The organism is Gemmatimonadales bacterium (assembly GCA_019637315.1).
Classification (GTDB): Bacteria; Gemmatimonadota; Gemmatimonadetes; order Gemmatimonadales; family GWC2-71-9; genus SHZU01.
Map to the genome: position 1 here is coordinate 1 of JAHBVU010000006.1, position 25,200 is coordinate 25,200.

20 protein-coding genes are annotated in these 25,200 nt (G+C 66.3%); 7 read left to right on the forward strand and 13 right to left on the reverse strand.

All coding sequences use genetic code 11. The features are described from left to right. On the reverse strand, window positions 1-546 hold a 546-nt coding region (locus tag KF785_07080; protein ID MBX3146521.1), incomplete at its 3' end, for a hypothetical protein. A 3-nt stretch (window positions 547-549) separates the two neighbouring features. Further along, a complete protein-coding gene (locus KF785_07085; protein ID MBX3146522.1) occupies window positions 550-3,576 on the reverse strand; it encodes a TonB-dependent receptor in 3,027 nt (1,008 codons plus the stop codon). Between the two features lie 223 nt (window positions 3,577-3,799). On the opposite strand from KF785_07085, the gene KF785_07090 reads away from it, so the two are divergent. Genes KF785_07090 through KF785_07105 form a run of 4 tightly spaced genes read left to right on the forward strand, consistent with a single transcriptional unit; the run spans window position 3,800 to window position 8,872 of the window. Then, on the forward strand, window positions 3,800-5,062 hold the full coding sequence (locus tag KF785_07090) for a HAMP domain-containing histidine kinase (GenBank protein ID MBX3146523.1): 1,263 nt from the start codon (window positions 3,800-3,802) through the stop codon (window positions 5,060-5,062). Further along, a complete protein-coding gene (locus tag KF785_07095; GenBank protein MBX3146524.1) occupies window positions 5,059-6,435 on the forward strand; it encodes a sigma-54-dependent Fis family transcriptional regulator in 1,377 nt (458 codons plus the stop codon). Before KF785_07090 ends, KF785_07095 begins: the two co-directional genes overlap by 4 nt. Beyond that, a complete protein-coding gene (locus KF785_07100) occupies window positions 6,432-8,183 on the forward strand; it encodes a BamA/TamA family outer membrane protein (protein MBX3146525.1) in 1,752 nt (583 codons plus the stop codon). The genes KF785_07095 and KF785_07100 overlap by 4 nt, the downstream gene beginning before the upstream one ends. Continuing rightward, a complete protein-coding gene (locus KF785_07105; GenBank protein ID MBX3146526.1) occupies window positions 8,183-8,872 on the forward strand; it encodes a hypothetical protein in 690 nt (229 codons plus the stop codon). Before KF785_07100 ends, KF785_07105 begins: the two co-directional genes overlap by 1 nt. 6 nt (window positions 8,873-8,878) lie before the next feature. Here KF785_07105 and asnB read toward each other — a convergent pair whose 3' ends face one another. The 4 genes from asnB to KF785_07125 all read right to left on the reverse strand — a co-directional run bounded on the left by asnB (window position 8,879) and on the right by KF785_07125 (window position 14,885). Beyond that, window positions 8,879-10,789, reverse strand: a complete 1,911-nt coding sequence (gene asnB / locus KF785_07110) for an asparagine synthase (glutamine-hydrolyzing) (GenBank protein ID MBX3146527.1) — start codon at window positions 10,787-10,789, stop codon at window positions 8,879-8,881. Between the two features lie 13 nt (window positions 10,790-10,802). After that, window positions 10,803-11,309, reverse strand: a complete 507-nt coding sequence (locus tag KF785_07115; GenBank protein ID MBX3146528.1) for an HNH endonuclease — start codon at window positions 11,307-11,309, stop codon at window positions 10,803-10,805. Between the two features lie 142 nt (window positions 11,310-11,451). After that, complete coding sequence (locus KF785_07120) at window positions 11,452-12,729, reverse strand: amidohydrolase family protein (GenBank protein ID MBX3146529.1); 1,278 nt, start codon at window positions 12,727-12,729, stop codon at window positions 11,452-11,454. Then, on the reverse strand, window positions 12,726-14,885 hold the full coding sequence (locus KF785_07125) for a PBP1A family penicillin-binding protein (protein MBX3146530.1): 2,160 nt from the start codon (window positions 14,883-14,885) through the stop codon (window positions 12,726-12,728). The genes KF785_07120 and KF785_07125 overlap by 4 nt, the downstream gene beginning before the upstream one ends. A gap of 81 nt (window positions 14,886-14,966) precedes the next feature. Between KF785_07125 and KF785_07130 the strand changes: the two genes are divergently transcribed. Further along, window positions 14,967-16,262 carry a tyrosine--tRNA ligase gene (locus KF785_07130; protein MBX3146531.1) on the forward strand — a complete coding sequence of 432 codons (1,296 nt, stop codon included), beginning with the start codon at window positions 14,967-14,969 and terminating at the stop codon, window positions 16,260-16,262. Between the two features lie 75 nt (window positions 16,263-16,337). On the opposite strand, the gene tnpA is transcribed toward KF785_07130, so the two are convergent. Continuing rightward, a complete protein-coding gene (gene tnpA / locus KF785_07135) occupies window positions 16,338-16,772 on the reverse strand; it encodes an IS200/IS605 family transposase (GenBank protein ID MBX3146532.1) in 435 nt (144 codons plus the stop codon). 248 nt (window positions 16,773-17,020) lie between these two features. Here tnpA and KF785_07140 point away from each other — a divergent pair, with 248 nt between their 5' ends. After that, window positions 17,021-17,332: an MscL family protein gene (locus tag KF785_07140; GenBank protein MBX3146533.1), complete on the forward strand. Its 312-nt coding sequence runs from the start codon at window positions 17,021-17,023 to the stop codon at window positions 17,330-17,332. Window positions 17,333-17,389: 57 nt separating this feature from the next. Here the strand turns inward: KF785_07140 and KF785_07145 are convergent, their stop codons facing one another. Continuing rightward, entirely contained in the window at window positions 17,390-18,952 is a 1,563-nt protein-coding gene (locus KF785_07145; GenBank protein ID MBX3146534.1) for a DUF853 family protein, read from the reverse strand. Window positions 18,953-18,967: 15 nt separating this feature from the next. After that, window positions 18,968-20,155: an aminotransferase class V-fold PLP-dependent enzyme gene (locus KF785_07150; protein MBX3146535.1), complete on the reverse strand. Its 1,188-nt coding sequence runs from the start codon at window positions 20,153-20,155 to the stop codon at window positions 18,968-18,970. A gap of 48 nt (window positions 20,156-20,203) precedes the next feature. Between KF785_07150 and KF785_07155 the strand changes: the two genes are divergently transcribed. Further along, window positions 20,204-21,268: a patatin-like phospholipase family protein gene (locus tag KF785_07155; GenBank protein MBX3146536.1), complete on the forward strand. Its 1,065-nt coding sequence runs from the start codon at window positions 20,204-20,206 to the stop codon at window positions 21,266-21,268. Here the strand turns inward: KF785_07155 and KF785_07160 are convergent. From KF785_07160 to KF785_07175, 4 genes are read right to left on the reverse strand one after another with little or no spacing between them, the layout of a single operon-like run. Then, complete coding sequence (locus KF785_07160) at window positions 21,234-22,406, reverse strand: glycosyltransferase family 4 protein (GenBank protein ID MBX3146537.1); 1,173 nt, start codon at window positions 22,404-22,406, stop codon at window positions 21,234-21,236. The genes KF785_07155 and KF785_07160 overlap by 35 nt on opposite strands. After that, window positions 22,403-23,392, reverse strand: a complete 990-nt coding sequence (locus KF785_07165) for a glycosyltransferase family 4 protein (protein MBX3146538.1) — start codon at window positions 23,390-23,392, stop codon at window positions 22,403-22,405. Before KF785_07165 ends, KF785_07160 begins: the two co-directional genes overlap by 4 nt. Continuing rightward, window positions 23,389-24,258 carry a hypothetical protein gene (locus KF785_07170; GenBank protein MBX3146539.1) on the reverse strand — a complete coding sequence of 290 codons (870 nt, stop codon included), beginning with the start codon at window positions 24,256-24,258 and terminating at the stop codon, window positions 23,389-23,391. The genes KF785_07165 and KF785_07170 overlap by 4 nt, the downstream gene beginning before the upstream one ends. After that, window positions 24,255-25,199 carry a glycosyltransferase gene (locus KF785_07175; GenBank protein ID MBX3146540.1) on the reverse strand — a complete coding sequence of 315 codons (945 nt, stop codon included), beginning with the start codon at window positions 25,197-25,199 and terminating at the stop codon, window positions 24,255-24,257. Before KF785_07175 ends, KF785_07170 begins: the two co-directional genes overlap by 4 nt. Between the last annotated feature and the right edge of the window lies 1 nt (window position 25,200).

The window sequence follows — 25,200 nt, forward strand, 5'->3', positions numbered from 1 at the left end:
GGTCAGTCGGATGGCTCCAGAGCTGTCCGACATATGAGAGGTCGTGTCACGGAAGGACTGAACGCCGGACAGAATCACGCCCCGCAGAAAGACCCGTCGGCCTGCCGTCGCCGTGCGGGCCTCCCGCACCGAGAGCTCGGGATAGGCAAGCCGAACCGACACCCGGACCGTATCCATTCCCTGGGCCACGGCAATGTGAGTGGTATCGATCTGCGCAACCGAAACCGAATCTCCCAGGCTGCTTGGAGCGACCCCAATCAGATACTGTCCGAGCACGACATCCGAGAAGCGAGCCCGACCCTGCGCATCGGATATGACGGTTCGCACCGTATCCGCGCCGCGGGTCAGCAACGCCACCCGCGCACCAGCATACAGGACGTCGAGTGGCGTGTTGGTCCGGGAACCGTCGGCATCGAGGTACAGATGCACCACGATGGCGCCAGTCGGTTCGGCCGGAAATCCGAGGTCGACCCCGGCGTTGTCACATCCGGCGGCAAGCGCCGCGACCACCGCGAGGCCCGCCCGAGACAAGGAGAAGGTTCGCATGGCTCAGTACTCCAGGCGCAGGCCAACCCGGACCGAGCGGGGATCGCCGCGCCGGACCAGGAGGGAGCCGAAATTGGGATTCGCAACGAGCGGCAGGGTCAGAATCCCCGACCCGCCGGATCCGATACTGCCCGCCGGATCGACCAGCACGAGCGCACGGTCGACGATCCCGGTTTCGGTCGCCACCAGATTGAAGGCATCGACCGTTAGGGCGAGTCGATCGCCGAGCCGACCGACCGGAAGCCCGACCGAGAGACTCAGGTCGAAGGCCTGATGCAGCGTTTCCCGGCAGCTGTTCCGAACCGCGAAGCCTCCGGTTGCACCACCCTCGCAACCGGCATTCCGCAGCGCGGCGTCCACACCGGCGACCGCTGTACCGAGGTGGGCCGGATCGTTGTTGCCTGATCCGTCCGCATTGACGTCGACCCCGGGCCGGAATCCCGGCGTGAACGGCAGTCCCGAGCGAACCCGGTAGCGACCCGAGAGTGTCAAAGGCGATCGACCGCCCGTCGAGATTCGGAGGAGTGCGGTCCCCCGATGCGGCACGTCGAAGTCCGATCGTCCCTTGGCCCAGTCGACGCCATTCAGCCCATCGGGAAACGGGTTCAACTGATCGGTCGGATCAGCCGACCGCGACCCGATCAGATTGTCTTCAGTCTTGGAGTAGGTGTACGAGGCTATCAAGGCGACCCGACCGCTCAGCCGCTGCTCGAGCCTTGCCGCGAACTCGTAGTAGGTGGCGTATCCGGTCGGCGAAAGCCCGCTGACGAGATCGAAGCCCGTAAAGCGACGGTTGCCTTCGGGAACCGCGGCGACGAGTCCGCCGAGCTTGACCAGTGAGCCATAAACCGGGCGGCCTTCCTGCGTAGCCGCCACCGGCGCAGCCAGCCGATTGAGATCCTCGCGGCGCAGCAGGTAATCGGTGTGGTGATAGGCACCGGAGAGGTGCAACGTGGCGTCGCCCAGGCTCCGGCTGATTCCGAAATCGAGCTTAGCGGTTCGCGGCGCACGGATCGTGGTGTTGAGCAGGGTCAGGCGCTCTCCGGCAATCGGCGCCGCGCTCAGACCCGGAAGCGCCGGCCAGGCATCGAATCCGCCGACCCCGCGATGCACCATGACCTCGCGATCGAAGAGAATCGACTCGGCAAAGGCAAACCGATCGAGGGGCGCGAAGGAATAGCCAGCGCCGCCTCGCACGACCCAGTCGCCCGCGTTCTGCCAAACGAAGCCGAGCCGCGGCGAAATGTTGACGCTGTTCTGGTAGACTTCCTCGCGTGCTACAGTGATCGCTTCCCACACCGGGTTGGTATTGACCTTGTCGGTCGGAAGCGTGAAGTAGTCGATCCGAGTTCCCAACAGAATGGAGAGGCTCGGCGACACGGACCAGGTGTCCTGCAGGAATGCTCCGAGCTGCGCCGTCGTGAAGCTCGCCGCCTCGGCGGGACCCACGACCTGTGAGAAGACGCCCTGCCCAGCGCCGAAGCCGTCCACTGATCCGAAGAGGAACGCTCCGCTCGCTCCGTAACGGTAATCCTGGCGGTAGTCGATCAGACTCGCGCTGCCACCGACCTTGATCTGGTGGACGCCCGCGCGCAGCTGGACCGCGTTCGAGATATCGAAGGTCTTCTGGTCGAAGAGGGCCGGGAGGCCCAGGGAACGACCGAAGGCTGCGCCGCTGCCGACGACCGTCGTGGACGGAACCGCGGTCCCGCCGTACTCGCGCCGCGCCAGGCCAAACCCGACGCGAAGTTCGTTCGAGATCAGAGTGCCCCGACTGGTCACGGTCAACGCCGCCGAGGCGTCGCGGGCAGAAAGTTCGCTGCCGGCTCCGGACACCAGCTCGCTGCCCAGCAGGCCGGCCTCCTCCTTCCAAACGGCCAAGCCTGCCCGCACCGCCACCTCATGTGCCGCGCCCAGCCGCCAGTCGACCCGACCCGATCCGCTGCCGCCGCGCCAGCGACGAACAGGGGGCGCGACGAGCGAACCGATCTGCGTACCGAACGAATCCGCCGCAATGGCGGGGAGCACCTCGCGCAGCGAAACGGCCTGGCCACGATAGGTCGCGGCGTCCTGCGCCCACGCGTACGAACTCGGCGTTTCGACCGACTGGAAATCGAAGCGGAGCGCAAAGGACGCGGTGTCCGTAACGATCGGCCCGCTCAGGAAGACGCCCCCGCGGAGCGACAATGCGGTGCTGTCCGCCGGGTTGTCGAGCGGCCGAGCACCCAGCGCACCGGAGCTCGCACTGAGATACGGCTGAAAGAGCAAGCGGTTGCCGCCCCGCCGCGTTTGCGCAGCAATCGTGGTTCCCAAGCCGCCCCGCCACTCGAGGTCTACGGGCGCGCCGAGCACGGACACCTGGTCGAGCCCGTCGCGCGCAAAGATCGGAGTCAGGGCCGGCTGGTCCGGAAATCCAGGATGCGACAGCAGGGTCTCGGGCACCCCATCCACGATCAGTCGACTCCGCCAGCCGGGCAAACCGCCCGCCGACAGGGCGAGGCCTGCGCGGCCATCGACCGGAGCGACGAACTCGCTCAGGCCGGATGCCACGTCGGACAGGTCCCGTCGCGCCTCGTGGCTCGTCAACTCGATCCGACTGACCAAGCGGGCACGAGCCATCCCGGAGGGAGAGGCCCTCTCGACCTGCTCTTCTACCGCCAGAATCGGGGGCGGCCGACGTTCGAGCACGACGCTGATCGAGGTCTGCTGGCCCGGAGCGACCACGATCCCGATCCGCCGCACCGGCTGGTAGCCGGCCTGCTCCACCAGGACGCGGTACTCTCCGGCGGCGAGGAGGTTGATTCCGAAGGTTCCGGAAAATCCCGTCTGGAAGGAGCCGACCGCCCCGCCGGTGGCCGTCTCGATCGTGACCTGGGCTCCGTCGAGCGGACCACCATCAACTCCGACTACGACCCCCTGCAACGATCCCGAGGTCAGGCTCTGGGCGGCAAGGGGACCCGACACCCCGGCCGTGGCCAAGCAGACCGCGATCCAGACCCGAACGATTTTCCAGCGCTGGGGCAGAGACATAGCGTTCCTAAGAGATGTCTGGTACTCGTTCCGGACAATGGCATTGCCCTAGAGAGGCATAGTTAACTGCAGAAGCAATGCCACAGGAGCGAACGGGCTGTTGCACACTCAACGCACAGTAGCTTCAGGCCATCGTTGCGTCAACGCAACAGACCGCATGCCTCAGCACAGCATCTCCTCCCCCCGTCCGTACCCGCTGATCGAGGGTTAGAATACCTCTCTCATGCGCGCCCTGACCTTCCGAAGCCGGGTTTCCCTCGTGCTGCTCCTTCTCGGAGCGCCGTCGGCATTTGCCCTGCTTGGTTGGGCGTATTCCTCGCTCACGAGTAACCCGGGCGCCCCGGCGCAGATCGTGATCCAGCCGCTGCGGCAATCGGGGCGCGACCTATTTGCCGCGCTCGATTCCACCCGGCTCACTCCCGCCGAACACCAGGCTTTGCAGGCGCATCGCGACGTCCTGAGCCGGCAGATCGCCCTGTCTCAGCGGGCCGAGTTTTACCAGAGCCGCCTGACCCGAGGGCTGGCTATCGTACTGGTCGTGCTCGGCTCCATTCTCGTGGTGCTTGCCGTCTTTCTCGGCCACAACCTGGCTCGGCAACTCAGCCAGCCGATCGACAACCTGGTCGGGTGGGCCGGCCGGATTCAACGCCAGGAACCGCTGCCGCCCGATCCTCCCAAAGGCGGTGCGCCTGAGTTCGCCGCCCTCCGCACCGCGCTTCGCGACATGGCGGACGGGTTGTCGAAGGCCCGCCGGGCCGAACTCGAGTCTGAACGCCTGCGGGCCTTTCGGGAAGTCGCCCGCCGAGTGGCGCACGAGATGAAGAATCCCCTGACCCCGATTCGCTTTGCCGTGTCCTCACTGGGTCGAACCGCCACGAAGGACCAGGAAGAGGCGCTCGAGGTGCTTCGGGCGGAGTCGACTCGCCTGGAGCAGCTGGCCCGGGATTTTGCCAATCTGGGCCGGCTTCCCGAAGGCCCGCCCGCCGACGTCGACTTGGGCGAATTGCTGAGCGAGCTGCTGCGCACCTCGCTGCCGCAGGGCGTCAAAGGCCACCTCTGGGTCGACGCCGCCGCACCTCACGTGACCGGCCATTACGATTCGCTCCGCCGCGCGCTGGCCAACCTGCTGCGGAATGCATCGGAAGCCATGCAGGGTGAGGGACGGATCGACGTGACGGTCCGTCCATGGGACGGCGGGGTTCGCGTGTCTATTGCAGACCAGGGTCCCGGCATTGCCGCTGAGAAGCGGAGCCGGATCTTCGAGCCCTATTTCACGGACAAGGCTGACGGCACCGGGCTTGGCCTGGCCATCGTCAAGCAGGCGGTTGACCTCCACCAGGGCACCATCGAGGTCGGAGAAACCGAGGGCGGAGGGGCCACGATGGTGATCTGGCTGCCGCTGACCTCGGAGAGCGCCCGGGCCCGGCCAACTGACCGACCATTCGTAGAACGCCGGGTGGCCGACCGGCGAAGGAACTGGCGATGACGACACGCATTCTGATCGTCGATGACGAGGCCAACATCAGGCGCATGCTTGGTGCGCTGCTCAAGGCCGAGGGATTCGAGGTGGCCGAAGCTCCGAACGGCAACGCGGCGCTGCTGACGCTGGAGGAGGTCCGCCCCGACGCCATCCTGCTCGACCTGATGATGCCGCCCGGCCCCGACGGCATCGAAACGCTGGCGGCCATCCGGGAGCGCGATCCTGCGACGCCAGTCATCATGATGAGCGGGAAAGCGCAGCTGACCGATGCGGTCCGGGCCATCAAGCACGGCGCCTTTCAGTTCCTGGAAAAGCCCCTCACACCCGAAGCGGTGCTGGTAACCCTGCGCTCCGCCCTGGAGCTGACCCGGACCCAGGCCGAGAACCGGGTGCTCAAGTCGCAGCTGTCGCGCACCCGGGCCGAGCTGATCGGAACCACGGCGGAGATGCAGCGTGTTCGTGCGGCCGTGAATCAGGTGGCGCCGACCGAAGCGCGCGTCCTGATCCTCGGCGAATCGGGAACCGGCAAGGAACTCGTGGCCAATGCCATCCATACCGCGAGCCGCCGCGCCGGACGCGCCATCATCTCGGTCAACTGCGCCGCGATTCCGCGCGATCTCGTCGAGAGCGAGATGTTCGGTCACGAGCGAGGCGCCTTTACCGGCGCCGTGGACCGTCGGATGGGGCGGTTCGAAATGGCCGACGGGGGCACCCTGTTCCTGGACGAGGTGGGCGACCTCAATCTCGAAGCGCAGGCCAAGTTGCTCCGGGTCCTCGAAACCGGGGAAATTCAGCGACTCGGCGCCGAGCGTGCCAAGCGTGTCGATGTGCGCATCGTTTCGGCCACGAATCAGCGCCTCGACGAAGCCGTGGCCGCGGGCACCTTTCGCGAGGACCTGTTCTTCAGGCTCAACGTCTTCCCGATCGAGCTGCCACCGCTCCGCCATCGGATCGACGACCTGCCGGATCTCGTCCGCTATCTGGCGGATCGACTGCGCGGCCACCAGGCACCGACGTTTACAGGCGACGCACTGGCTCTGCTGAGCTCGTACCACTGGCCCGGCAACATCCGTGAACTCGCCAATGTGGTCGAACGTCTGTCCATCATCGGCGGCTCGGAGATCGACTCGGCCTCGGTCCGCCAGGTCTTGCCACGGTCGGCGCCGAAAGTCGAGGGGCACACCGGACAGGACCACAGCTTCGGCCTGCCCAGCGACCACCAGGGGCGCTCGCTGTCCAACCTGCTCGATGACTATGAGCGCGCCCTGGTCCAGGACGCGCTGTCCCGAGCCTCCGGCAACGTGGCGGAGGCTGCCCGCGCGCTGCAGACCGACCGGGCCAATCTCTACCGCCGGATGAAGCGGCTGGGGCTGTCATGACCGCCCGACTAGGCTGGCTCCGCATCAGCACGTTGCTGCTGGGTCTGATCGGACCGGCGCGCGCCGCGCTGGCCCAGGATAGCGTGGTGGTGATTCACCCGGATGCGGTCGACGAGCCGACCGAGGGCGCATTGCCACCCGAACTGGTGCAGCAACTGATCAACGCCTACAACGACAGCACCACCACACGCCTGGCCAGCAGCTTTACCCTTCCAGCCGGCGCCCGCATGGAGGGGCGTATCGCGATGTACCGGGGCACGCTTCGGGTGCTCGGCCGAATCGACGGTCCAGTCACCGTCATCAACGGCGACCTGGTCATCGGACCCGGCGGGGTGGTGCGCGGATCGGTCCTCGTCGTCGGCGGGCGGATCTACGTTCGCGACGGCGGCCGGCTCGACGGCGATCAGAAGACCCACGATGCGCTGGCCGCAGTGTACCGGATGCCCAATGGCCTCCTGGTCCTGCGCGAGCGCCGCCGTCCACTCGGAGAGCTGGCGGCGGCGCACACCGAGTTCCAGACCGGCGCGCTCAACACCCGACTGACCCTCGAAACCGGCAAGACCTACAACCGAGTCGAAGGCCTCCCAATCATCTTCGGACCGACCTTCCGCAGCGAGGGCGGCCCCGGGCTCGACGTCGAGCTCGATGTCCGCGGCATCTTCCGCCCCGCGACGGATCGCACCAAGCTGCGCGACAACATCGGATTCCGAATCACCACCGAGTGGCAGATCGGAACCGACAGACGCTGGCTGCGGATCGGTGGGCGCGCCTCTCGGGAAATCGTGCCGATCGAGCAGCAGCCGCTGACCCGGGGCGAATCGGGGTGGTCAGCCTTCATGCTCCAGCGCGACTACCGCGACCATTTCGAGACCCGCGGCGCCGAGGGCTATCTGACCGTCGAGCCCGTACCGCGCCTGCAGCTGAGCTACGGACTTCGGAGCGACCTCGAGCGGTCTGTCCCGGCGAGCGATCCGGTCTCGGTCTTCCGTAATCGCGACACCTGGCGACCCAATCCCCTGGTTGACGACGGCCGCTATCTGACCCACCGGCTGGGGCTGAGGTACGACAGTCGCAATGATCCTGCGGACCCCACCAACGGATGGCTGGTAACGGCCACGTATGAAGACAGTCGGACAGACGATGCCTCGCCGGTGTCGCTGCCCACCGCGATCCGGCCGCCGATCCTCCCGGGACGCTATCATTTCGCGAAGCTGGCGTTCGATATCCGGCGCTACGCCCGATTCGATCCCAAGAGCCGGGTCAACGCCCGTCTCGTGGGTGCCGGCTGGGTCGATGGCGATCCGCTGCCGATCCAGCGTCGAGTCTCCCTGGGCGGACCTGACATCCTGCCCGGATTCGGATTCCGGTCGCAGAACTGCGCCCCGCCAGGATACGTCGACCCCACCCAGGCCGCACTCTGCGATCGGTCGCTGGCCTTCCAGCTCGAGGTCCGCCGCAACCTGCCTCTCCCGCTACCGCTCAGGCTGCGCAACGCGGATCTAGCCATGCTTCAACAGTTGCTCGGCATCCAGCAGGCCGACCTGGTCCTGCTCGGCAATGTCGGCAAGGCATGGCTGACGGGTGAGGGACCGGGCCGAGTGCCCAACAATCGGATCCCACGCTTCAACGAGTGGGACGCGGACATCGGGGTCGGAATCGACGCCGGCGGGCTCGCGGTCTATCTCGCCAAGCCGCTTGCCGTGGACGACAAGTTCCGGTTCATCCTGCGCCTCGAGCGGCGTTTCTGATGCGACGCTGGCTCCTCGCTCTGGCCCTCCTGGCAGCCCAGATCGCGGCTGCGCAGGCTCAGGAAACCGGCTCCCGGACCACGGTGTCCCTCTCGATGGCGCTCGACTCGACGCTCCAGAGCAACGGGGCGCGGATGCCGATCGTCTACCTCCGCAATCTGCTGGTCGACGAACGATGGAAGGAAGCGCTGGAGAAATCGCTGCCGCTGATCGTGTCGTACACGATGCAGACCTGGCGATCGCGGGAAGGATGGATCGACGAACTGGCGAGCGAGACGAGCTGGCAGACGATCGTGACCAAGGAGCCGCTGCAGGAGGAGTACACGGTCACGTTCGTGGTCGCCAACCGTCGACTGCGGCCGTCCCGGTTTGCGTTACGCGATGCGGCCGACCGCTACCTCAACCTGCCCCAGCGAATCGCGATCTACCCACGGCGAGACGGTCGGTTCTACTACACGGTGTCGGCCCGAATTACGGCGCTGTCGGACCGCGACATCGACCAGCTCGAGCGGTTCCTGGCAGGCGACCCGACGCTCGACGTCCCCGAGCAGGGCACCACGGTGGGACGGGGCATCCGACGCTTCCTGCTCCGGCTGGCCGGGCTGCCGAGCCAGGTGCTGCAGGCGCGCAGCGAGCAGTTTCAGGTTCAGCATGACGATGATGACGACGAGGACGACGACGCCTTCTGACCCGGGTCAGGCCCGAGCCCACCTGCCGTGCCAATCGAGGAAGACCAGAAGGGACCAGAGGGCAAGGCTGCGGTGCTCTTCACCGGCCTGGAGGCGGCTCCAGGCTTCCCGACAACGACCCGCGTCGAGCAGGTCCACCGCGCCGAGCCCGGCAGATCCAAGCAGATCATTGCCCCACGACCGCAGCGGACCACGCAGCCAGGCCGAGATGGGTACCGAGAATCCCATCTTGGGGCGATCGACCAGTGCCTGGGGCACCTTCCGGTACAACACCTGCCGCAATATCCACTTGGTCTGATCGCCGCGGATTCGCATCGAATCCGGCAGAGTCCAGGCAAACTCGGCCACACGATGGTCGAGAATCGGCGCCCGGGCCTCGAGACTGACCGCCATGCTGACGCGATCGACCTTGGCCAGCAGATCGTCAGGCAGGTAGCTGCGCTGATCGGCCAGCATCATCCGCGCCAGCAGCGTGTAGGGACGCTGCCGCTCCATCTTCTCGACGAACAGCCCCGGCTCCTCGACCACGCCAGGAACCAACTCCCCCGGCTCCTGCCACGCCGACAGCAGGCTCCGATAGGCATACCCCTCGGACGGCGCCGAGAGGAACTCGCCCAGCTTGCGCAGCTTGCCGGAGCGCGAGCGCAGGTCACCGCCGGAGCGACCCATCAGCCGGAGCAGGCTGCCCACCGGACGCCGCAACGTGCGCGGAACGTACTCGACCGCGTTGAGAAGCCGGCGCCCGAACCGATAGCGGTTGTATCCGGCAAACAGCTCGTCACCGCCATCGCCGGAGAGCGCCACGGTCACGTCACGCCTGGCCAGCTGGCAGACCAGAAAGGTCGGCAGCTGCGAGGGATCGGCCAGCGGCTCATCGAACCAATCGGCCAGCCGCGGTATCAGATCCAGCGCATCGGTCCCGGTCAGACGCAGCGAGGTCTGATCGGTGCCCAGATGTTTCGCGACGGCCTCGGCGTGATGAAGCTCGTCGTAGGCCTTTTCTTCGAAGCCGATGGTATAGGTCTTGACCGGGCGCGACATCTGCTCCTGCATCAGCGCGACCACGGTCGACGAATCGATCCCGCCAGACAGCAGTGCGCCTAACGGCACGTCGGCATAGAGCCGAAGCTTGACCGCATCGGCCAGCAGCGCTTCGAGCCGATCGACCGCCTCGGCATCGGATCCCCGGAAGGGCTGCGCCTCGCCCGCTTCGGCCACCGCCTCGAGCGACCAGTACCGGTCGGAAATGGGCAAAGGCTGATCAGGATCCCGAATCGTGACAAGCGCTCCGGGCTCGAGCTTGCGAACCCGGCGGTAAATCGACCGCGGCGCCGGTACGTAGAGGTAGCGCAGGTACTCGACCACGGCCGCCGGGTCGATCGACCGATCGAAGGACGGGCCGGCGACCAGCGCTTTGAGCTCCGACCCCCAGGCGATGTACCCGGGTTCCGCGTACACGAAGAGCGGCTTCTTGCCGAGCCGATCGCGGATCAGGTTGAGCTCCCGCTCACGCCGGTCCCAGAGCGACATCGCAAACATGCCCACGAAGCGCGGCAGCGCGGCCCGAACGCCCCACGCCTCGAAGGCGGCAAGGATGACTTCAGTATCCGAATGCCCGCGGAACGTCGCACCTCGGGCGGCCAGTTCCTCACGCAGCGCGGCGTAGTTGTAGATCTCGCCGTTGAAGGCCAGGACATAGCGCCCCGACGCGGAGGTCATCGGCTGGTGGCCGAGCGGCGACAAGTCGATGATCGAAAGGCGGCGGAACCCGATCGCGATGCCGGATTCGGCATCGACGAAGTTGCCGCTGTCGTCCGGACCGCGATGATGGATCGGTACCATCATCGCGGACACGTCAGTCGTCAGGCTCTGATCGGTTCGGGGGCGTGTCGTGAAAAAGCCGGTCAGGCCGCACATTGCGTGATGCGATCTACCCCGCCAACGCGCGCAGCGCGTCGGCTCCGTAGAAGAGGCGGATATACTTCGCCTGGGTCGCCGTGAGGCGCCGCACAGCCCACGCCAGGTGGACGAAGTGCGGCTCCATCGGCTCGTGCATCGGGTGCATCCCGCACTCGTCGGGCAACCGGTTGCCTTTCCTGGTGTTGCAGGTGCTGCAGGCGGTCACCACGTTGTGCCACTCGTTCCCGCCACCCCGTGAAATCGGAATCAGGTGATCGCGGGTCAGGCATTCGCGCGGACGCAACTCGCCCTGCGTTCGGCTGCAGTACTGACAGGCATAATCGTCGCGCGCGAAGAGGAACGTATTGGTAACCTGGCGGCGGAACTTCCGGGGAACATGCACGAACTTGACCAGCCGGATGATTGCCGGTTTAGGAAGTGCGAGCCGCGCGCTCCGCATCTCTTCCCCATGCTCCGCCTCGACGATCTCGGCTTTGCCGTCGATCACCAGGCGCAGGGCCCGCCGAAGCGGGACCATCGTCAGGGGTTCAAAAGATGCGTTGAGCGCGAGGCACCGCACCACTCACTCCGCGAAAAGGGTATCCTACCAAGCTAGGAAGAAACCCTGGCTCGAATCAAGTCTGTCCGGGCGTGGTCTGCCGCAGGGCGGTACCACCGGTTCAAAGCGCCCGGTGAACCATTACGCCCGAGGCAAAGGTTGCCACGACCGATTTTGCTTCAGCCGCCAGGACCAACTCTTCAACTAAATCAGGGTCTCCCGCTTCCGAAAGCCTGACGGCCGCAACATCGCCGAAGCGCCCGGGGGTGAGCGCCCCGCGATCGGCAGCCATCCCGGCGAGTTCGGCCCCGGTCATCGTACCATGCCGGAGCGTTTCCCGAGCCGAGGTCCCGAGCAGAAGGCGGGCGGCCCGCAACTCGGCGAACATGTCGAGCGCCCCGACACTCACCACGGAATCGGTCCCGACGCCCACCCTGAGCCCGCAGGCGACCAGGGCGGCACTGGCCGCGTCGCCATGCCCGTGCCGACGGTTGGAAACAGGACAGTGGGCGATGCCCGCCTGTCGCGCGGCCAGCACCTCGCGATCGGCGTCGTCGAGCTGGATCGTGTGAATGCAGAGCGTGGTCGGCCCCAGCACCCCGTGCGCATCGAGCCAGGCCACCGGCGAGCGCCGGGCCGCGACCGGCAGCGCCCCATGCAGAGCAAGCGGCGGGATGCCCCGAAGCCGCCAGGCATCGGCAAAGGGACCCTCATCCTCGGCGACGAACCGGCTTTCGGCGGGCGATTCGGCCAGATGAACGGCAATCGGCAGCGCCTCTTGCAACGCAAGCTCGGCAACTGCGCGATAGAGTGGTCCGCTCACCGTATAGGGCGCGTGGGGCGACACACCCAGCCGAACTCGATCCGAGCAATAGGCGCGCTGACGATCGAGCGCGGCCCGGAGCCCGGCCAGACTGGCTTCGCACTGCGCCGGATCCGGACCGAAGACCTCCTGGTATGCGATGCCCGCGCCGCCCAGCTCAGCCAGCGCGGGCAGCACGGCGCCGGAGTCACCGGTGTCGAGCACCATGGTGATGCCAGCGGCAAAGGCATCGCGAACGCCCTGACGGGCCGCAGACTGAAACCACTCGGGCGACAGACTCGCTTTGAGTTCGCGCACCCCGCGGATCCACCGGGTAAAGTCGTCTTCCTCGACCTGTCCACCGAGGCCGGTCAGTTCCAGGTGGGTATGGGCGTTGACGAGCCCCGGGATCAGGGCCGTGCCCGGGAACCTCAGTTCCGGGATGCCGGGCGGGGCCGGAACGGTAGCGCTCGGACCCAGCGCGGCAATCCGACCGCCGCTGTCGAGAAGCACCGCGGCCCCGGCCACTGGCGGGCCGGTCAGGGTGACGAGCCAGTCCGCCGTCAGACGCACGGGCGGCCCCGATGGCAGGCTCAATGACTGTTGTCCGGATCGACCTGCGGCGGACGCGTACCGCCGTGGATGGGACAGCGCTCGGTCGGCTCGGTGCCCGGAGCATAGAACTCCGGACCAACCGACCTCGCGGGGCACATGGGGGTCGCGAGATAGCCGGTCGAACGGTCGATGCTCATGGTGACCACGCCTTCCGGCATCTGCCACGGCGTCGGGGCACGACGCCGCTCGTAGACTTCCTTCATCATCAGGGCCCATGCAGGCGCTGCGAGGCGACCGCCCTGCGCGTTGGACATGATGACCTGCTTCTTGTCGAAGCCCATCCAGACGCCGGTAACGAGATCGGGGGTAAACCCGATGAACCAGACGTCCATGCCGTCGTTGGTGGTGCCGGTTTTTCCGCCGGCGGGCAAGCTGATTCCGACCCGGGGCATCATGCCCGCTGCGGTGCCCTTGCGTACCACGTCGCGCAGGCCATCGAGCACGAGCCAGGCCTGCTCCGGCTCCATGACCCGAGCCTGTTTGGTCTCCGGCTGCCAGAGGATGTTGCCGTTGGCATCTTCGACCCGGGTAATGGCGGTGGGCGGTACCCGAACGCCCATGTTGGCAAAGGTTCCGAAGGCGGACGTGATCTCGAGCGGTGTCACCTCCGAGGCGCCGATGAAAATCGAGGGCACCCGGGGGATCCGCCGCACGATTCCGGTCATGGCCGCCTCACGAATCACCGCCTCGATCCCGACGTCGAGACCGACCTTGACGGCCACGGTGTTGCGCGAGTCGTAGAGCGCCTCGCGCATGCTGAGCGGCCCCCGGAACTTGAGATCGTAGTTCTTGGGCGCCCAGGCAGGCTGATCGGGAATCTCGACCTCGACCGGCGAGTCTTCGTAGATATCGCTCATCCGGTAGCCCGCACGGACGGCAGCTGCGTAGACAAACGGTTTGAAGGTCGAGCCCGCCTGGCGCTCGGCCTGAGTCGCGCGGTTGTACTTCGAGTCGCCGAAATCGCGACCGCCCACCAGGGCGCGGATATACCCCGTCTTGACTTCGACAGTGACGATCGCGCCCTGGAGATAGGGCGAAAACGGCCCTTGGCTGGCCTCGTCGGCATCGCCGTCGCGCTGGTCGAGATAGTCTCGGAAGGTCTGATGGCGGAATCGGCCGTACTCGGTGCCGGACTCGATCTTGGCCAGCTGCGCTTCGAGAGCGCGTTCCGCCGCCTGCTGCATATCGAGGTCGAGCGTGGTGTAGACTCGCAGGCCGGAGCGATAGAGATCGCCACCGAAACGGGCCTGCAGGAGCTGGCGGGCGTACTCGACGAAGTAGTCGCCCACACCGGTAAAGTCCGACCGCGACGACAGCGCCAGCGGATAGGCCTTCCACGCCTCGGCCGATTCGCGCGACAGCTTCGACTGGTCGCGGAGCAGGTTGATGATCAGGTTCCGCCGTTGCACGTTGAGCGACGGATTGCGCCGAGGGTTGTAGCGGGTGGGACCCTTGGGAATCGCGGCAAGCGACGCGGCCTCGGCCACGTTGAGCTGGCGGGCCGACTTGCCGAAGTACCGCAGCGAGGCGGCCTCGACGCCGTAGGCCCCGTTGCCCAGATTGATCTGATTGAGGTACAGCTCGAGGATCTTCTGCTTCGGGTAGCGGCGCTCGATGTCCATCGCGACGCGCATCTCGCGCAGCTTACGGGTCAGACCGAGAAACCCGGAGCGCTGGGTTCGGTCGATCATCTCGGGCCAGAGATTGCCGCCGAGTTGCATCGTTATCGTCGAGAAACCCTGGAGACGCCGTCCGCTCAGAACGGCCTTGATCGAGCCGGGAATGCGAACCCAGTCGATCCCGCCGTGCTGGTAGAAGCGACGATCTTCCGTGCTCAGGAACGCTGCGATGACCGCTGGCGACATCTGCTCGAGCGGCACCACCGTCCGGCGCTGGAGACCAAAATCGGTCACCAGTCGCCCGTCGGCGGCATATACTTTCGAGGCCTGGTCCGGGTCGTAGCTTTCGAGGCTGGCAATCGAGGGGCAGGAATCGACCGGACCGCAGACGTTGAACCAGGCGCCGACGAGGAGGGCAACTCCGAAGACACCGAGTGCGCCGATGGTCAGGAGCACCCGGAACCGGATTTTGGGTGTTTTCCACCAGCCGAAGAGTCCCTTGAACGACCGTCGAGCCATACCGAGAAGCTAATCGGACAGCCGGACCGGGGGAACGAACCGCTTCCGCCGTTCTCGCCCGCCAGCTAGTTTGCCGACCCTATGTCGAATCTCGTCACTACCTTGCGGGCCCGGGGGCTGCTCCACGACGTCACCCCCGGCCTGGAGGCACGTCTTGCTCAGGGCCCGGTGACCGGGTACGTCGGGTTCGATCCGACTGCGGACTCGCTGCACGTCGGCAACCTGGTTCCGGTCATGGGACTGGTTTGGCTTCAGCGGCTGGGCGGCCGTCCGATTGCGCTGGTGGGCGGCGGAACCGGGATGGTAGGCGACCCGAGCGGAAAGCGGAGCGAGCGCCCGATGCTCTCGCTCGACCAGGTTCGGGCCAATGCCGCGGCCATCGGGAAGCAGTTGGAGAAGTTCCTCGACTTCGACGACACGACGGGCGCCCGGCTGCTCAACAACGCCGACTGGCTCGCTGAGCTGCCGCTGCTCGTCTTTCTGCGAGATGCGGGCAAGCACTTCACGATCAACTACATGTTGCAGAAGGACTCGGTCAAGAGCCGCCTGGAGGCGGGGATTTCCTTTACCGAGTTCACCTACATGCTGATCCAGGCCTACGACTTCTGGCATCTGCACCGGACCACGGGTTGCGCGTTGCAGATGGGGGGCAGCGACCAGTGGGGTAATATCACGGCCGGCGTCGAGCTGATTGGCCGCAAGGAAAGCACCGACGCGCATGGCCTGGTGCTGCCGCTGCTGACGACGGCAAGCGGTGCCAAGTTCGGCAAGAGCGAAGGGGGCAACGTCTGGCTCGACCCGGCCAAGACCTCCCCATACAAGTTCTATCAGTTCTGGCTCAACGCCGAAGACGCCGACGTGGACCGCCTGCTGCGGACCTTTACCGTGGTGCCGCTCGAAGAAATCGCTTCTGTTCTTGCCGAGCACGCTGTCGACCCGGGCAGGCGGACGGCCCAGCGGTTTCTGGCGCGGGACGTAACCAGTCGCGTTCATGGTGCGGACACGACCGACCGGGTCATCGCAGCAAGCGAAGTCCTGTTCGGCGGGACGCCGCTGGTTGGCGCCGACCTGCCGACGCTCGATGTCGTTGCCGGAGAGGTGCCGACGGTGGCCGTGACTCGGGACCGTCTGGCCGGCGGCATCGGCGTGGTCGATGCGCTGGTCGAGACCGGCCTGGCGGCGTCCAAGGCTGAAGCCCGGCGCGGCATCCAGGGCCAGGGGTTCTCGGTCAACGGCGCCAAGATCGCCAGTGCGGACCGGACCCTCGGCGTTGACGACCTGCTGGCCGGACGGTACGTGGCGCTGCAGAAAGGGCGGCGGTCCTACGCCTTCCTGGACGTCAGGGTAAGTATCCCCCGGCAAAGCCGGGGGCATTAGGTGTTGAGCCGCTCAAAGCGGCTGGGTGGGGGCGCGAAGGCGCCCCCACGGGTGTGAGCCACCAGTAGGTGGCGATCAGCTCCGCCAGAGGTGCGTCTGCTCGAGGCGATGATCTTCCTCATCCTGGCGCCGAATGTAGTCCCGAATCACGGCCTCGTCCCGCCCCACGGTCGAGACGAAGTACCCCCGCGCCCAGAAGTGCTGGCCAACGAAGTTCTGCTTCCGGCCGCCATAGACCCGGGCCAGATGAATCGCGCTCTTCTCCTTCAGATACCCCACCACCTGCGCGACGGCGTACTTCGGGGGAATCGAAATCAGCATGTGAACATGGTCCGGCCGGAGGTGCCCCTCCTCGATCCGACTCTCCCGCTGACTCGCCAACTGCCGGAAAAGATCCCCCAAGTGCCGGCGCAGGCTCCCGTAGAGCACCTTGCGGCGCCGCTTCGGGATGAAGATCACGTGGTATTTGCACTCCCACTGCGAGTGGCTTAAGCTCTCGTAACGGTCCATCGGCGTTTCTCCTTAGGTCGTGTGCTTGGTGGCTCACGCCCGGAGTTTCGTCGATGGATCGCTTCCTTCATACTCCCGGAACTGTCAAACTTCGGGTGCCTCCCCGGCAGAGCCGGGGGGACTCCTGTGGTGTGCTAGCCTCTTGTAGACCCACCGGGTCTGCGGTACATTCGCGCTCGCGGTCCCGCCTCAGGACCGCGACGCGGCCTCCTGCCAGATTCACCACTTAAATCATTGCGGAGCGAACCATGGGTAGCGAGTTCATGGCGTTCATGAAGAAGTACGGCGTTATCGGCCTGGCCCTCGGTGTCATTATCGGCGGCAAGGTTGGTGCGGTGGTGAGTGCGCTGGTAGATGGCATCATCATGCCGATAGTCGGCCTGCTCGTACCTGGGGGCGACTGGCGTGAGGCAGGGTTTCGGCTGGTCGAAGGGAATGAGGCATCACTGATCAAACTCGGCGCTTTTGCCGGGGCCCTGCTCGACTTCCTGATCGTGGCGTTCCTCGTCTTCTGGTTTGCCAAGAAGGTGCTCAAGGAGGAAGAGGTCGCGAAGAAGTAGCCCCTCAGCACCGCAGGCACCGGAGGCGCGGGGTTGAGCCGTGCCTCCGGTTTCGCTTCAGCGGCGGCGTTTCGTTGTGCTGGGCGGACGGGTTCCCAGCATGCCAAAGACCCCGCGGACCAGTTCGCGTCCGAGCGAGCGGGCCACCGTCGTCGTGAACGCGCCCGCCACGGCGCCGCCGATGGCCGCCGCCCATCCCTTCCCCGCCTTACGGCCTGCCGGAGCGGATGCCGGCTCCCGGAACGGGCCGTTGGACTTGGGTGGTTCCGCCGGGATCGCCGCCATGCGCTTGGCGAGCATTTCATAGGCACTTTCGCGGTTGACTGCGGTGCCGTACGCCCGCATCAGGTCCGACTCCTCGAGTTCCCGGCGATACTCCTCGGCCGTCAGGGGCGCCATCCGGGAGGCAGGCGCAATCAGTCGCGTGGCGGCAACCGGTGTCGGAACTCCTCGCTGATCGAGACCGGTTACGATTGCTTCACCGATACCGAGCGACGTCAGCGTGGCTTGCAGATCGAAGAAGGCGGTTTTCGGAAAGGTCCGCACGGTCGCCCTGAGCGCGGCTTCGTCGTCGGGAGTGTGGGCCCTGAGCGCGTGCTGGACCCGATTTGACAGCTGCGCAAGCACGGTATCCGGCACGTCCTTGGGGGTCTGGGTCACGAAAAAGACACCGACGCCCTTGGAGCGGATCATCCGGACCACCTGTTCGACCTGGGCCAGGAACACCTTGGACGCATCCCGGAAGAGGAAGTGGGCTTCGTCGAAAAAGAACACCAGCTTGGGCTTGGGCAGGTCGCCGGCTTCGGGCAGATTCTGAAAGAGCTCGGCCAGCAGCCACATCATGAACGTCGAAAAGAGCGCCGGCTTGTCCTGGCAGTCGCCGAGTTGCAGGCAGGTGATGATCCCCTGGCCATTGCGATCGACGTGCAGCAGGTCTCGCACATCGAACTCCGGCTCCCCGAAGAACTGCTGAGCGCCCTGCCCCTCGAGCTCGACCATCTTGCGCAGCAGCACCCCAACCGTGGCGCCGGACATGCCGCCGTACTCGTCCCGCACCGCCTTGCCATCGTCACTGGACAGGTAGCGCAGCACGGCGCGCAGGTCGTCGAAATCGAGCAACGGCAGGCCCTGGTCATCGCAGGCCTTGAAGACCATGGCCATGACACTGGCCTGGGTTTCGTTGAGCCCCAGCACCTTGCTCAGCAAGAGAGGCCCGAATCCGCTGACCGTGGCCCGCAGCTGAACGCCGTTGGCGCCTGTGAGGCTGACCAGTTCCACCGGCGCGGCCCGCGGGACCCAGGGCACCCCGACGGCCGCGGCCCGCTCGTCGATTCGGGAGCTGGGATCACCGGGCACCGCGAGGCCGGAGAGGTCGCCCTTGAGGTCCGCAACGAAGACCGGCACTCCCTGAGCCGAAAGCTGCTCGGCCATCAGCTGAAGCGTCTTGGTCTTGCCGGTACCGGTGGCCCCGGCAATCAGGCCGTGGCGGTTCATCATCCCGAGCGGAATGGCCACCTTGGGCTCAGGCAGAACGTGCTGCCCATCGAGCGGCGCACCGAGCAGTACGCTCGGTCCGTCGAACCGATACCCTGCCAGCAGGGTGTCCTGCAGTGTCGTCATCACCGGCTCCTTGTCTCAGACCGTCCGATCGAGCAACTCGATCAGACGGGTGACCTCGTCGGCCGTGTTGTAGCAGTGGGGGCTCACTCGAATCAAACCTTCACGAAGCGATACGACCACACCCCGAGCCTTGAGCTCCGCATGAACTCTGGCGGCATCGGGGAGCGCCAGCGACACGATGCCCGTACCCTGAGCCCCGGTGGGCGATGCGAGCCGGACGCCGCGCCCTTGTGCCCAGGCCACCAGGGGCTGCGTCAGGCGCCGCAGATGACGGGCGATCGCATCGATGCCCAGCTCGCTCAGCAGCTCGAGCGAGGCGTTCATTCCAGCGAAATCCTGGAACGGCAGGGTAATGACTTCGAACCGGCGGGCATCATGTCGCCAGCCTGAGGGATAGCCCGTCAGAGTGCCAAAATCGTCGGTCCCTTGAAACGCCGTCCATCCTACCGTGGTCGGCTCCAGCCGCTCGATCAGATCCGACCGGATGTAGGTAAAGCCTGAGCCCCAGGGCGAGAGAAGCCACTTCTGCGCACCGCAGGCCAGAATATCGACCGGGGTCCGGGCAACGTCGAACGGTTCCTGCCCCAGGCCTTGAATGGCGTCGAGCACAAACCAGGTGCCCGTCGCGCGCGCGGCCGCGCCCAGCCGGCCGATGTCGGCAAGGTAGCCAGTATGGAACTGCACCAGGGAAAGGGCCAGGATCTTGACCCGAGGGTCTTCGAGCCGAGCCAGCAGCCGGGACTCATCCGGCCAGCCGTCCGGCCCCAGGGGAACGAGTTCGAGCACGGCACCGCGGCGCGACTGCTCCCGCCAGGGAAAGACATTGGCGGGGAACTCACCGTGGCTCACCAGAATAATGTCGCCGGGCTCGAGCGGGATGGCCTGCGCGGCCAGGTTGATCCCGGCACTGGTGTTGGTGGCAAGCGCAATCTCGGAGGGGGCGGCACCGATCAGTTCTGCCACCAGCGTCCGCGACCGCCCGAAGACGCCGAACATGTGCTCGTCCGCCAGGCGGTACGCCTCGGCCCGAACGCGGTTGTAATCGTCGAGGCGCCGGCGGGTTCGCTCGGGCAGGGGTCCGATCGAGGCGTGGTCGAGGTAGACCACGCGGTCGGCCCAGGGAAACTCCTCCCGGCGGAGCGCGTCGACGTCGAAATCGCCGCTGGCGGTGCCGGCCACCGCCAGCGCAGTGTCAGAGCTCACAATGCCGTCCAGGTAGGAAGGAACGAACGATGCCGATAATATCCTAGTATGACGAGCCATTCTCAATTCAGTCTGGTTCTGAGCGGCGGCGGGCTCAAGGGGCTGGCCCATGTCGGCGTCCTGCGCGCGCTGGAAGAACGCGGGCTAGAACCCTCGGTGGTGGTCGGTTGCAGCATCGGCGCTCTGATCGCCGGCGCATGGGCCACCGGCATGTCGGTCCGCGAAATGGAAGACCGGGCGCTGGCTCTGAAACGCGCGGACATCTTCCGGGTCGCGCACTTCGACATGGCGTTCAAGCGGATGCGATCGCCGGCGGTGTACCGGGCTGAGCCACTCGACGCGCTGATAACCTCGCTCGTGGGTGACCGGACCTTTACCGACCTGCCTCGGCGCCTGGTCGTCAATACCGTCGACCTCAATACCGGCAATCAGCTCCTCTGGGGGCTCCCGGGCCTCACCGATGCGAAGGTGGCGGACGCCGTCTTTGCCTCCTGCGCCCTTCCGGGCATCCTGCCCCCGCGAGCCATCAACGGGCATGTCTGCGTCGACGGCGCGGTAGTCGAGAACCTGCCGGTGCGAGCCTCCCTGGGGCTCTGCTCAGGGCCGATCATAGCCGTCGACGTCGGCGGAAGCGGGGGGCAGCGCCGAGCGGTCGAGCGCCAGGGCTTTGCGTCGACCTACGCCCGGGGGCTCGAGCTGGTCATGAACACCCTCGCTGCGGAGCTGCTGCGTGCCTGGCGTAATCCGCCGGTCGTGATCGTACGCCCCCGGATCGAGCGCATTCCGATGTTCGCGTTCAATCGGACGCCCTACCTGATCGCGGAGGGGTTCCACGCCCTCCACAGCACGCTGGAGAGCCTGCCCAAGGCCATGGAAGACCTTCCCCCGGGTATTCACCCGCAGCGCGAGGTGGTGCTGTCCATCGACGACGACGCCTGCGTTGCCTGCGGGGTCTGTTACTCCCGCCAGCCTCATGTCTTCCGCCGGAAACCGAACGGTCGCGCCGAAGTGAAGGTGCCCCGACACTGGTGGTCCCCGCTCGACGACCGGATCCTCCGCGGCTGTCCGACGGGCGCCATCACGGCCGACCAGCGCTGGCCCCTGCCCGACTAAGTTCCCGCAACAACATCACGGTCCGCTCCCAGTTCCGCTCTGATACCGCCCAGGAGCGGCCGGCCGCTCCAAAGCGGGCCGCGAGGACCGGATCATCGAGCAGGCGGCCGATCGCCGCGACGGCCGCCGGGAGATCCTGAGGTGGCACTCGGAAGCCGGTCTCCTCGTGGCGCACCGCCTCGGCCGTGCCGCCGCTGGCGCCGGCGACGACCGGGATGGCCGCTGCCGCCGCATCCATCAGCGCAATGCCGAACCCTTCGATATCGAGTCCTTCGGCACGGGAAAGCCCGGCGTAGACTGTCGCCGCTCGGTAGGCAGCAGGCAGTTCGTCATCGGCAACCTGATCCAGCCAGACGATTCGATCCGCCACTCCTCTCGCGAGCGCCAGCTGGTGGAGTCGAGGGGCATCGCTACCGCGACCGACCACGAGATAGCGTACATCCGCGAATGCCGGTCCGAGCAGCGCCAGCGCCTCGATAGTGGAATCGATACCCTTGTGCGGCACCAGGCGCGCAACGGTCAGGAGATACCGACCGGTCGGAAGCCCGTACCGCGCCAGAAACGGCCCCGGATCTGCTTCGGGGCGGAAGCGGTCCACATCGGTGCCGAGCGGAACCGCGCGAATGCGATCCTCGACGGGAAGGCGAAGTTCATCGAACACCGCAGCGGCAAGGTCCGCCGTCCAGGCGCTGTTGGCAGCGAGGACCGTGGCCCCGCCGAGCAGGGCTCGGGCGCTCAGCGCCTTGAGCCGCGATCGCCGATACTTGGCCTGCAGTTGAAGCAGGTCGCCACCGTGCAGCATGATCCCGTACGGGATCCGCTCTCGCCGCCGCGCTTCCCGCGCAACGTAGCCGGCGGGGCGGACGGTATCGCACCAGACGAAGCCCACCTGATGTCGACGCGCCAGGTCCCGCGCGCGCCGTTGCCAGGCCCAGAGCCCGGGCAACGTCTTGAGCCGGGCCGAGGCGACCGGAACGCGATCGACGACTGCCGAAGTCCAAGTGTCGTTCGCACCAGGCATGTGACCGGTCGAGACGACGAGCTCACCTGGCGGGTAGCGGCGGGCCAGTTCCGTCATCCATCGCGCAATCCCACCACCGATCGGGGGAAAGTCATGCGCCAGGAGGAGGTCGGTCACCGGGCGGCGGGAGGGTTCAGGATGTGACGCAGCCTGCGTTCGAAGCGTTCCGCCGCCGCACCGATGGTCAGGTGTGCCAGGGCACTCGGCTCGGCGACGGGCCGATAGAGGGCCGTCTCGACCGCCCGAATCAGCATCGCCTCGTCATTGGGATCGAAGTAGGTCACGGCATCACGGAGGTGCTGCCGGTGCGGCGCGATGTCAGATGCGACGGTTGGAATGCCCTGGGCCACAGACTCCATCGGGGTCAGGCCAAAGCCTTCGAACCGACTGGGCGCCACCACGACACTCGCAGCCCGATACGCAGCCGCGACGGCCTCCTCCGTTTGCCAGTCAGAATCCACCTGCAGACTGACACCCAGCTGAGCGGCAGTGTACCGCAGCGTCTCGCGTTCCGGGCCCTGGCCGATCAGGTGGATGATCGGTCGCGGGCTCATCCCCGCCGCGGCGCGAATCAGCACGATCTGATTCTTGTGCCGAACCAGGCGGGATATCGCGAGCAGGCGCAGCGCATCAGGCGTCGAACGGGCCAGGGGCTTGAAGCGGTCCGAATCGTAGCAGTAGGGAACCACCTCGGCATGGACCCCGAACCGGGCGCGCAGGTCCTCAGCCGTCAGCGTCGACGGCGCCCAGACCGCGATCGCTCGGCGCGCAACCCAGCGCAGGCGACTGTAGAAGCCCGGGCGCTCAGGATAGCCGCCCACCGGCCGGGGAATCCGATAGATCCGGCTTCCCGCCGAAAAAACGAAATCAGACCGCCCGCCGCCGAGTCGCCAGGGAGGCAGGTCCCAGAGGTACAGCACCAGCGGACAGCGATGCCGGCGGGCATACTCCATGCCCTCGACCGCCGATTGACCGTCCATCACAACTGCCAGCCGCGCTGGCCGATCGCCGCTGGCGACGATGCCCAAGCCCCGCTCGCGCAGCGGCTCGATGAGCAGCTCACAGAAGCGATTGGGCGCAAACCACCGGATCTCGTCCATCATCGAATCAACCGGTAGTTGCGAAACTCGAACACCCGCGCCCCGGTGACACGCTCGATCAAGTCGGACGCGTAGAACCGAAGATGCTCCAGCTCAAAAAACGGTTCGGTGACCTTCCGCTCCGGGTCGAGCCGCTGACGCGCGATCCAATCGGAGGCGACCTGCGGGTGGGTACCGCGAAAGGGTCGGATCCCGGGAAACCAGCGCAGTACCGCACGATCATAGCTGTACTCCGGACGATCCGGATAGAGCGAGCGGTCGATCGTGGCACGGCCCCGAAGCGCGGCCGCCGACCGAATGAACCCGTAGTGAAACATCTCTGCGTCGGCGAGTCGCGACGGCACCCGACGATCGGTCGGCCCGACCCTGAAGCCCTGCGCATCCCGGAACGGGTGGACATCACGAGGCGAATCGAGCCGCACCGCCCGAATCTCCCGCCGGTACCACCGTCGATTGACCGCCTCCAGATCCGGGCTTCCGATCAGGTGACGGTAGCGAACGACGACGCCGTCGATCCGCGAATCATCGGCGCTGGCCCTGATGGTGCTGACCAGAGCCGGACCGCCCGCCTCGTGGAGGACCTCGTCGGCCTGGATGTAGATACCCCAGGAGTGTCGGCAGGCACGCATCGCCCGGAGAGTCTCTTTCCGAAGCACCGACTTGCCGTCCGCAAAATTCCATTCGGCTTCGAGGATGCGAATCCGGGGGTCGTCGATCGAACGTACCAGATCGAGTGTACCGTCGGTCGAATGACCGACATTGACGACCAGCTCATCGACCAGCGGCAGAATCGAGCGGATACTCTCGACCACCGGAAAGTCGAGTTCGATGGCATTTCGAACGATCGTGAAACCCGAGATCGGTATCATGACAGCGTGCGCGTGATCAAGATCTCGAGACGATGCCGCCAGGTGTGCTCGCGCAGTGCCCGTGCGCGGGCCCGGGCCGCGATTTCAGCCCGACGAGCCGGCTCGGCCAGCAAATCCAGGGCCCGATCCCGCAACTCCGCCGACGACCGAAACAGAACGACTTCCTCGTCAGGTACGAAGCTCCGAGCGATGTCGGCCTTGGCATCGACCAGTTGGACCGTACCGATACCCGCAATCTCGAAGACCCGCCGATTGGCCCCGGTACCGTAGCGGCCCTGCGCAGCAGGTTCTCCGAAGAACTGGTGGATGTTGAGCGCAATGTCGGCGTTCGAGAACGCCTTGATGAAGTCATCGCCGTAGAGCGGACCACGCGGCATGTCGGGGCCCCAGGCATTGAGCCCCAAGTCAGCAACCGACTCGAGCGCCTGCGCCCGAAGCGGTTCGCGGGAACCCACGAACGCGATGCCGGAATGCGGCCAGGCCGGATCGGGCAGAGGCCGGTGATACTCCGGCTCGCACCCCTCGGCCAGATACTCCGCCTGGTGACCGGCGTCGAGATGCCTGGCGACCATCGAGGTGTCGAAGATGAAGCAGCGATCGTAGGCGCGCCCGATCCGAAGCGACAGATCGAGCAGATGGGGGCTGTCGGGAAACCAGTTGGCCCAGCGTGCCGACGAGACGCTGCGAAGCGAATCGATCACCTCGGGCTCCAGCAAGCCGCCCTTGAAAACGATGACGAGGTCGGGTCGATGCGCAACGAGCAGGCGCCGGAGCCGGCTACCAAGAGACCGCCCGGTCAGGCGTTCGACGGTACCGGTCCGTTCCTCACAGGGTACCGCAGTGACCCCCAGGGACTCGAGGGCACGAATCAGCGCTCCGCCGGTGCGATGGTATCGCTCGTTGAACTTGGCCACGAGCACGGCCGTGACACCTGCGAACATG

Excerpts from the sequence above, each read along its gene's own strand:
- KF785_07085 (MBX3146522.1), bottom strand. The coding sequence starts at position 3,576 with ATGTCTCTGCCCCAGCGCTGGAAAATCGTTCGGGTCTGGATCGCGGTC.
- KF785_07090 (MBX3146523.1), top strand. The coding sequence starts at position 3,800 with ATGCGCGCCCTGACCTTCCGAAGCCGGGTTTCCCTCGTGCTGCTCCTT.
- KF785_07095 (MBX3146524.1), top strand. The coding sequence starts at position 5,059 with ATGACGACACGCATTCTGATCGTCGATGACGAGGCCAACATCAGGCGC.
- KF785_07100 (MBX3146525.1), top strand. The coding sequence starts at position 6,432 with ATGACCGCCCGACTAGGCTGGCTCCGCATCAGCACGTTGCTGCTGGGT.
- KF785_07105 (MBX3146526.1), top strand. The coding sequence starts at position 8,183 with ATGCGACGCTGGCTCCTCGCTCTGGCCCTCCTGGCAGCCCAGATCGCG.
- asnB (MBX3146527.1), bottom strand. The coding sequence starts at position 10,789 with ATGTGCGGCCTGACCGGCTTTTTCACGACACGCCCCCGAACCGATCAG.
- KF785_07115 (MBX3146528.1), bottom strand. The coding sequence starts at position 11,309 with ATGGTCCCGCTTCGGCGGGCCCTGCGCCTGGTGATCGACGGCAAAGCC.
- KF785_07125 (MBX3146530.1), bottom strand. The coding sequence starts at position 14,885 with ATGGCTCGACGGTCGTTCAAGGGACTCTTCGGCTGGTGGAAAACACCC.
- KF785_07130 (MBX3146531.1), top strand. The coding sequence starts at position 14,967 with ATGTCGAATCTCGTCACTACCTTGCGGGCCCGGGGGCTGCTCCACGAC.
- tnpA (MBX3146532.1), bottom strand. The coding sequence starts at position 16,772 with ATGGACCGTTACGAGAGCTTAAGCCACTCGCAGTGGGAGTGCAAATAC.
- KF785_07140 (MBX3146533.1), top strand. The coding sequence starts at position 17,021 with ATGGGTAGCGAGTTCATGGCGTTCATGAAGAAGTACGGCGTTATCGGC.
- KF785_07145 (MBX3146534.1), bottom strand. The coding sequence starts at position 18,952 with ATGACGACACTGCAGGACACCCTGCTGGCAGGGTATCGGTTCGACGGA.
- KF785_07155 (MBX3146536.1), top strand. The coding sequence starts at position 20,204 with ATGACGAGCCATTCTCAATTCAGTCTGGTTCTGAGCGGCGGCGGGCTC.
- KF785_07165 (MBX3146538.1), bottom strand. The coding sequence starts at position 23,392 with ATGATGGACGAGATCCGGTGGTTTGCGCCCAATCGCTTCTGTGAGCTG.
- KF785_07170 (MBX3146539.1), bottom strand. The coding sequence starts at position 24,258 with ATGATACCGATCTCGGGTTTCACGATCGTTCGAAATGCCATCGAACTC.
- KF785_07175 (MBX3146540.1), bottom strand. The coding sequence starts at position 25,199 with ATGTTCGCAGGTGTCACGGCCGTGCTCGTGGCCAAGTTCAACGAGCGA.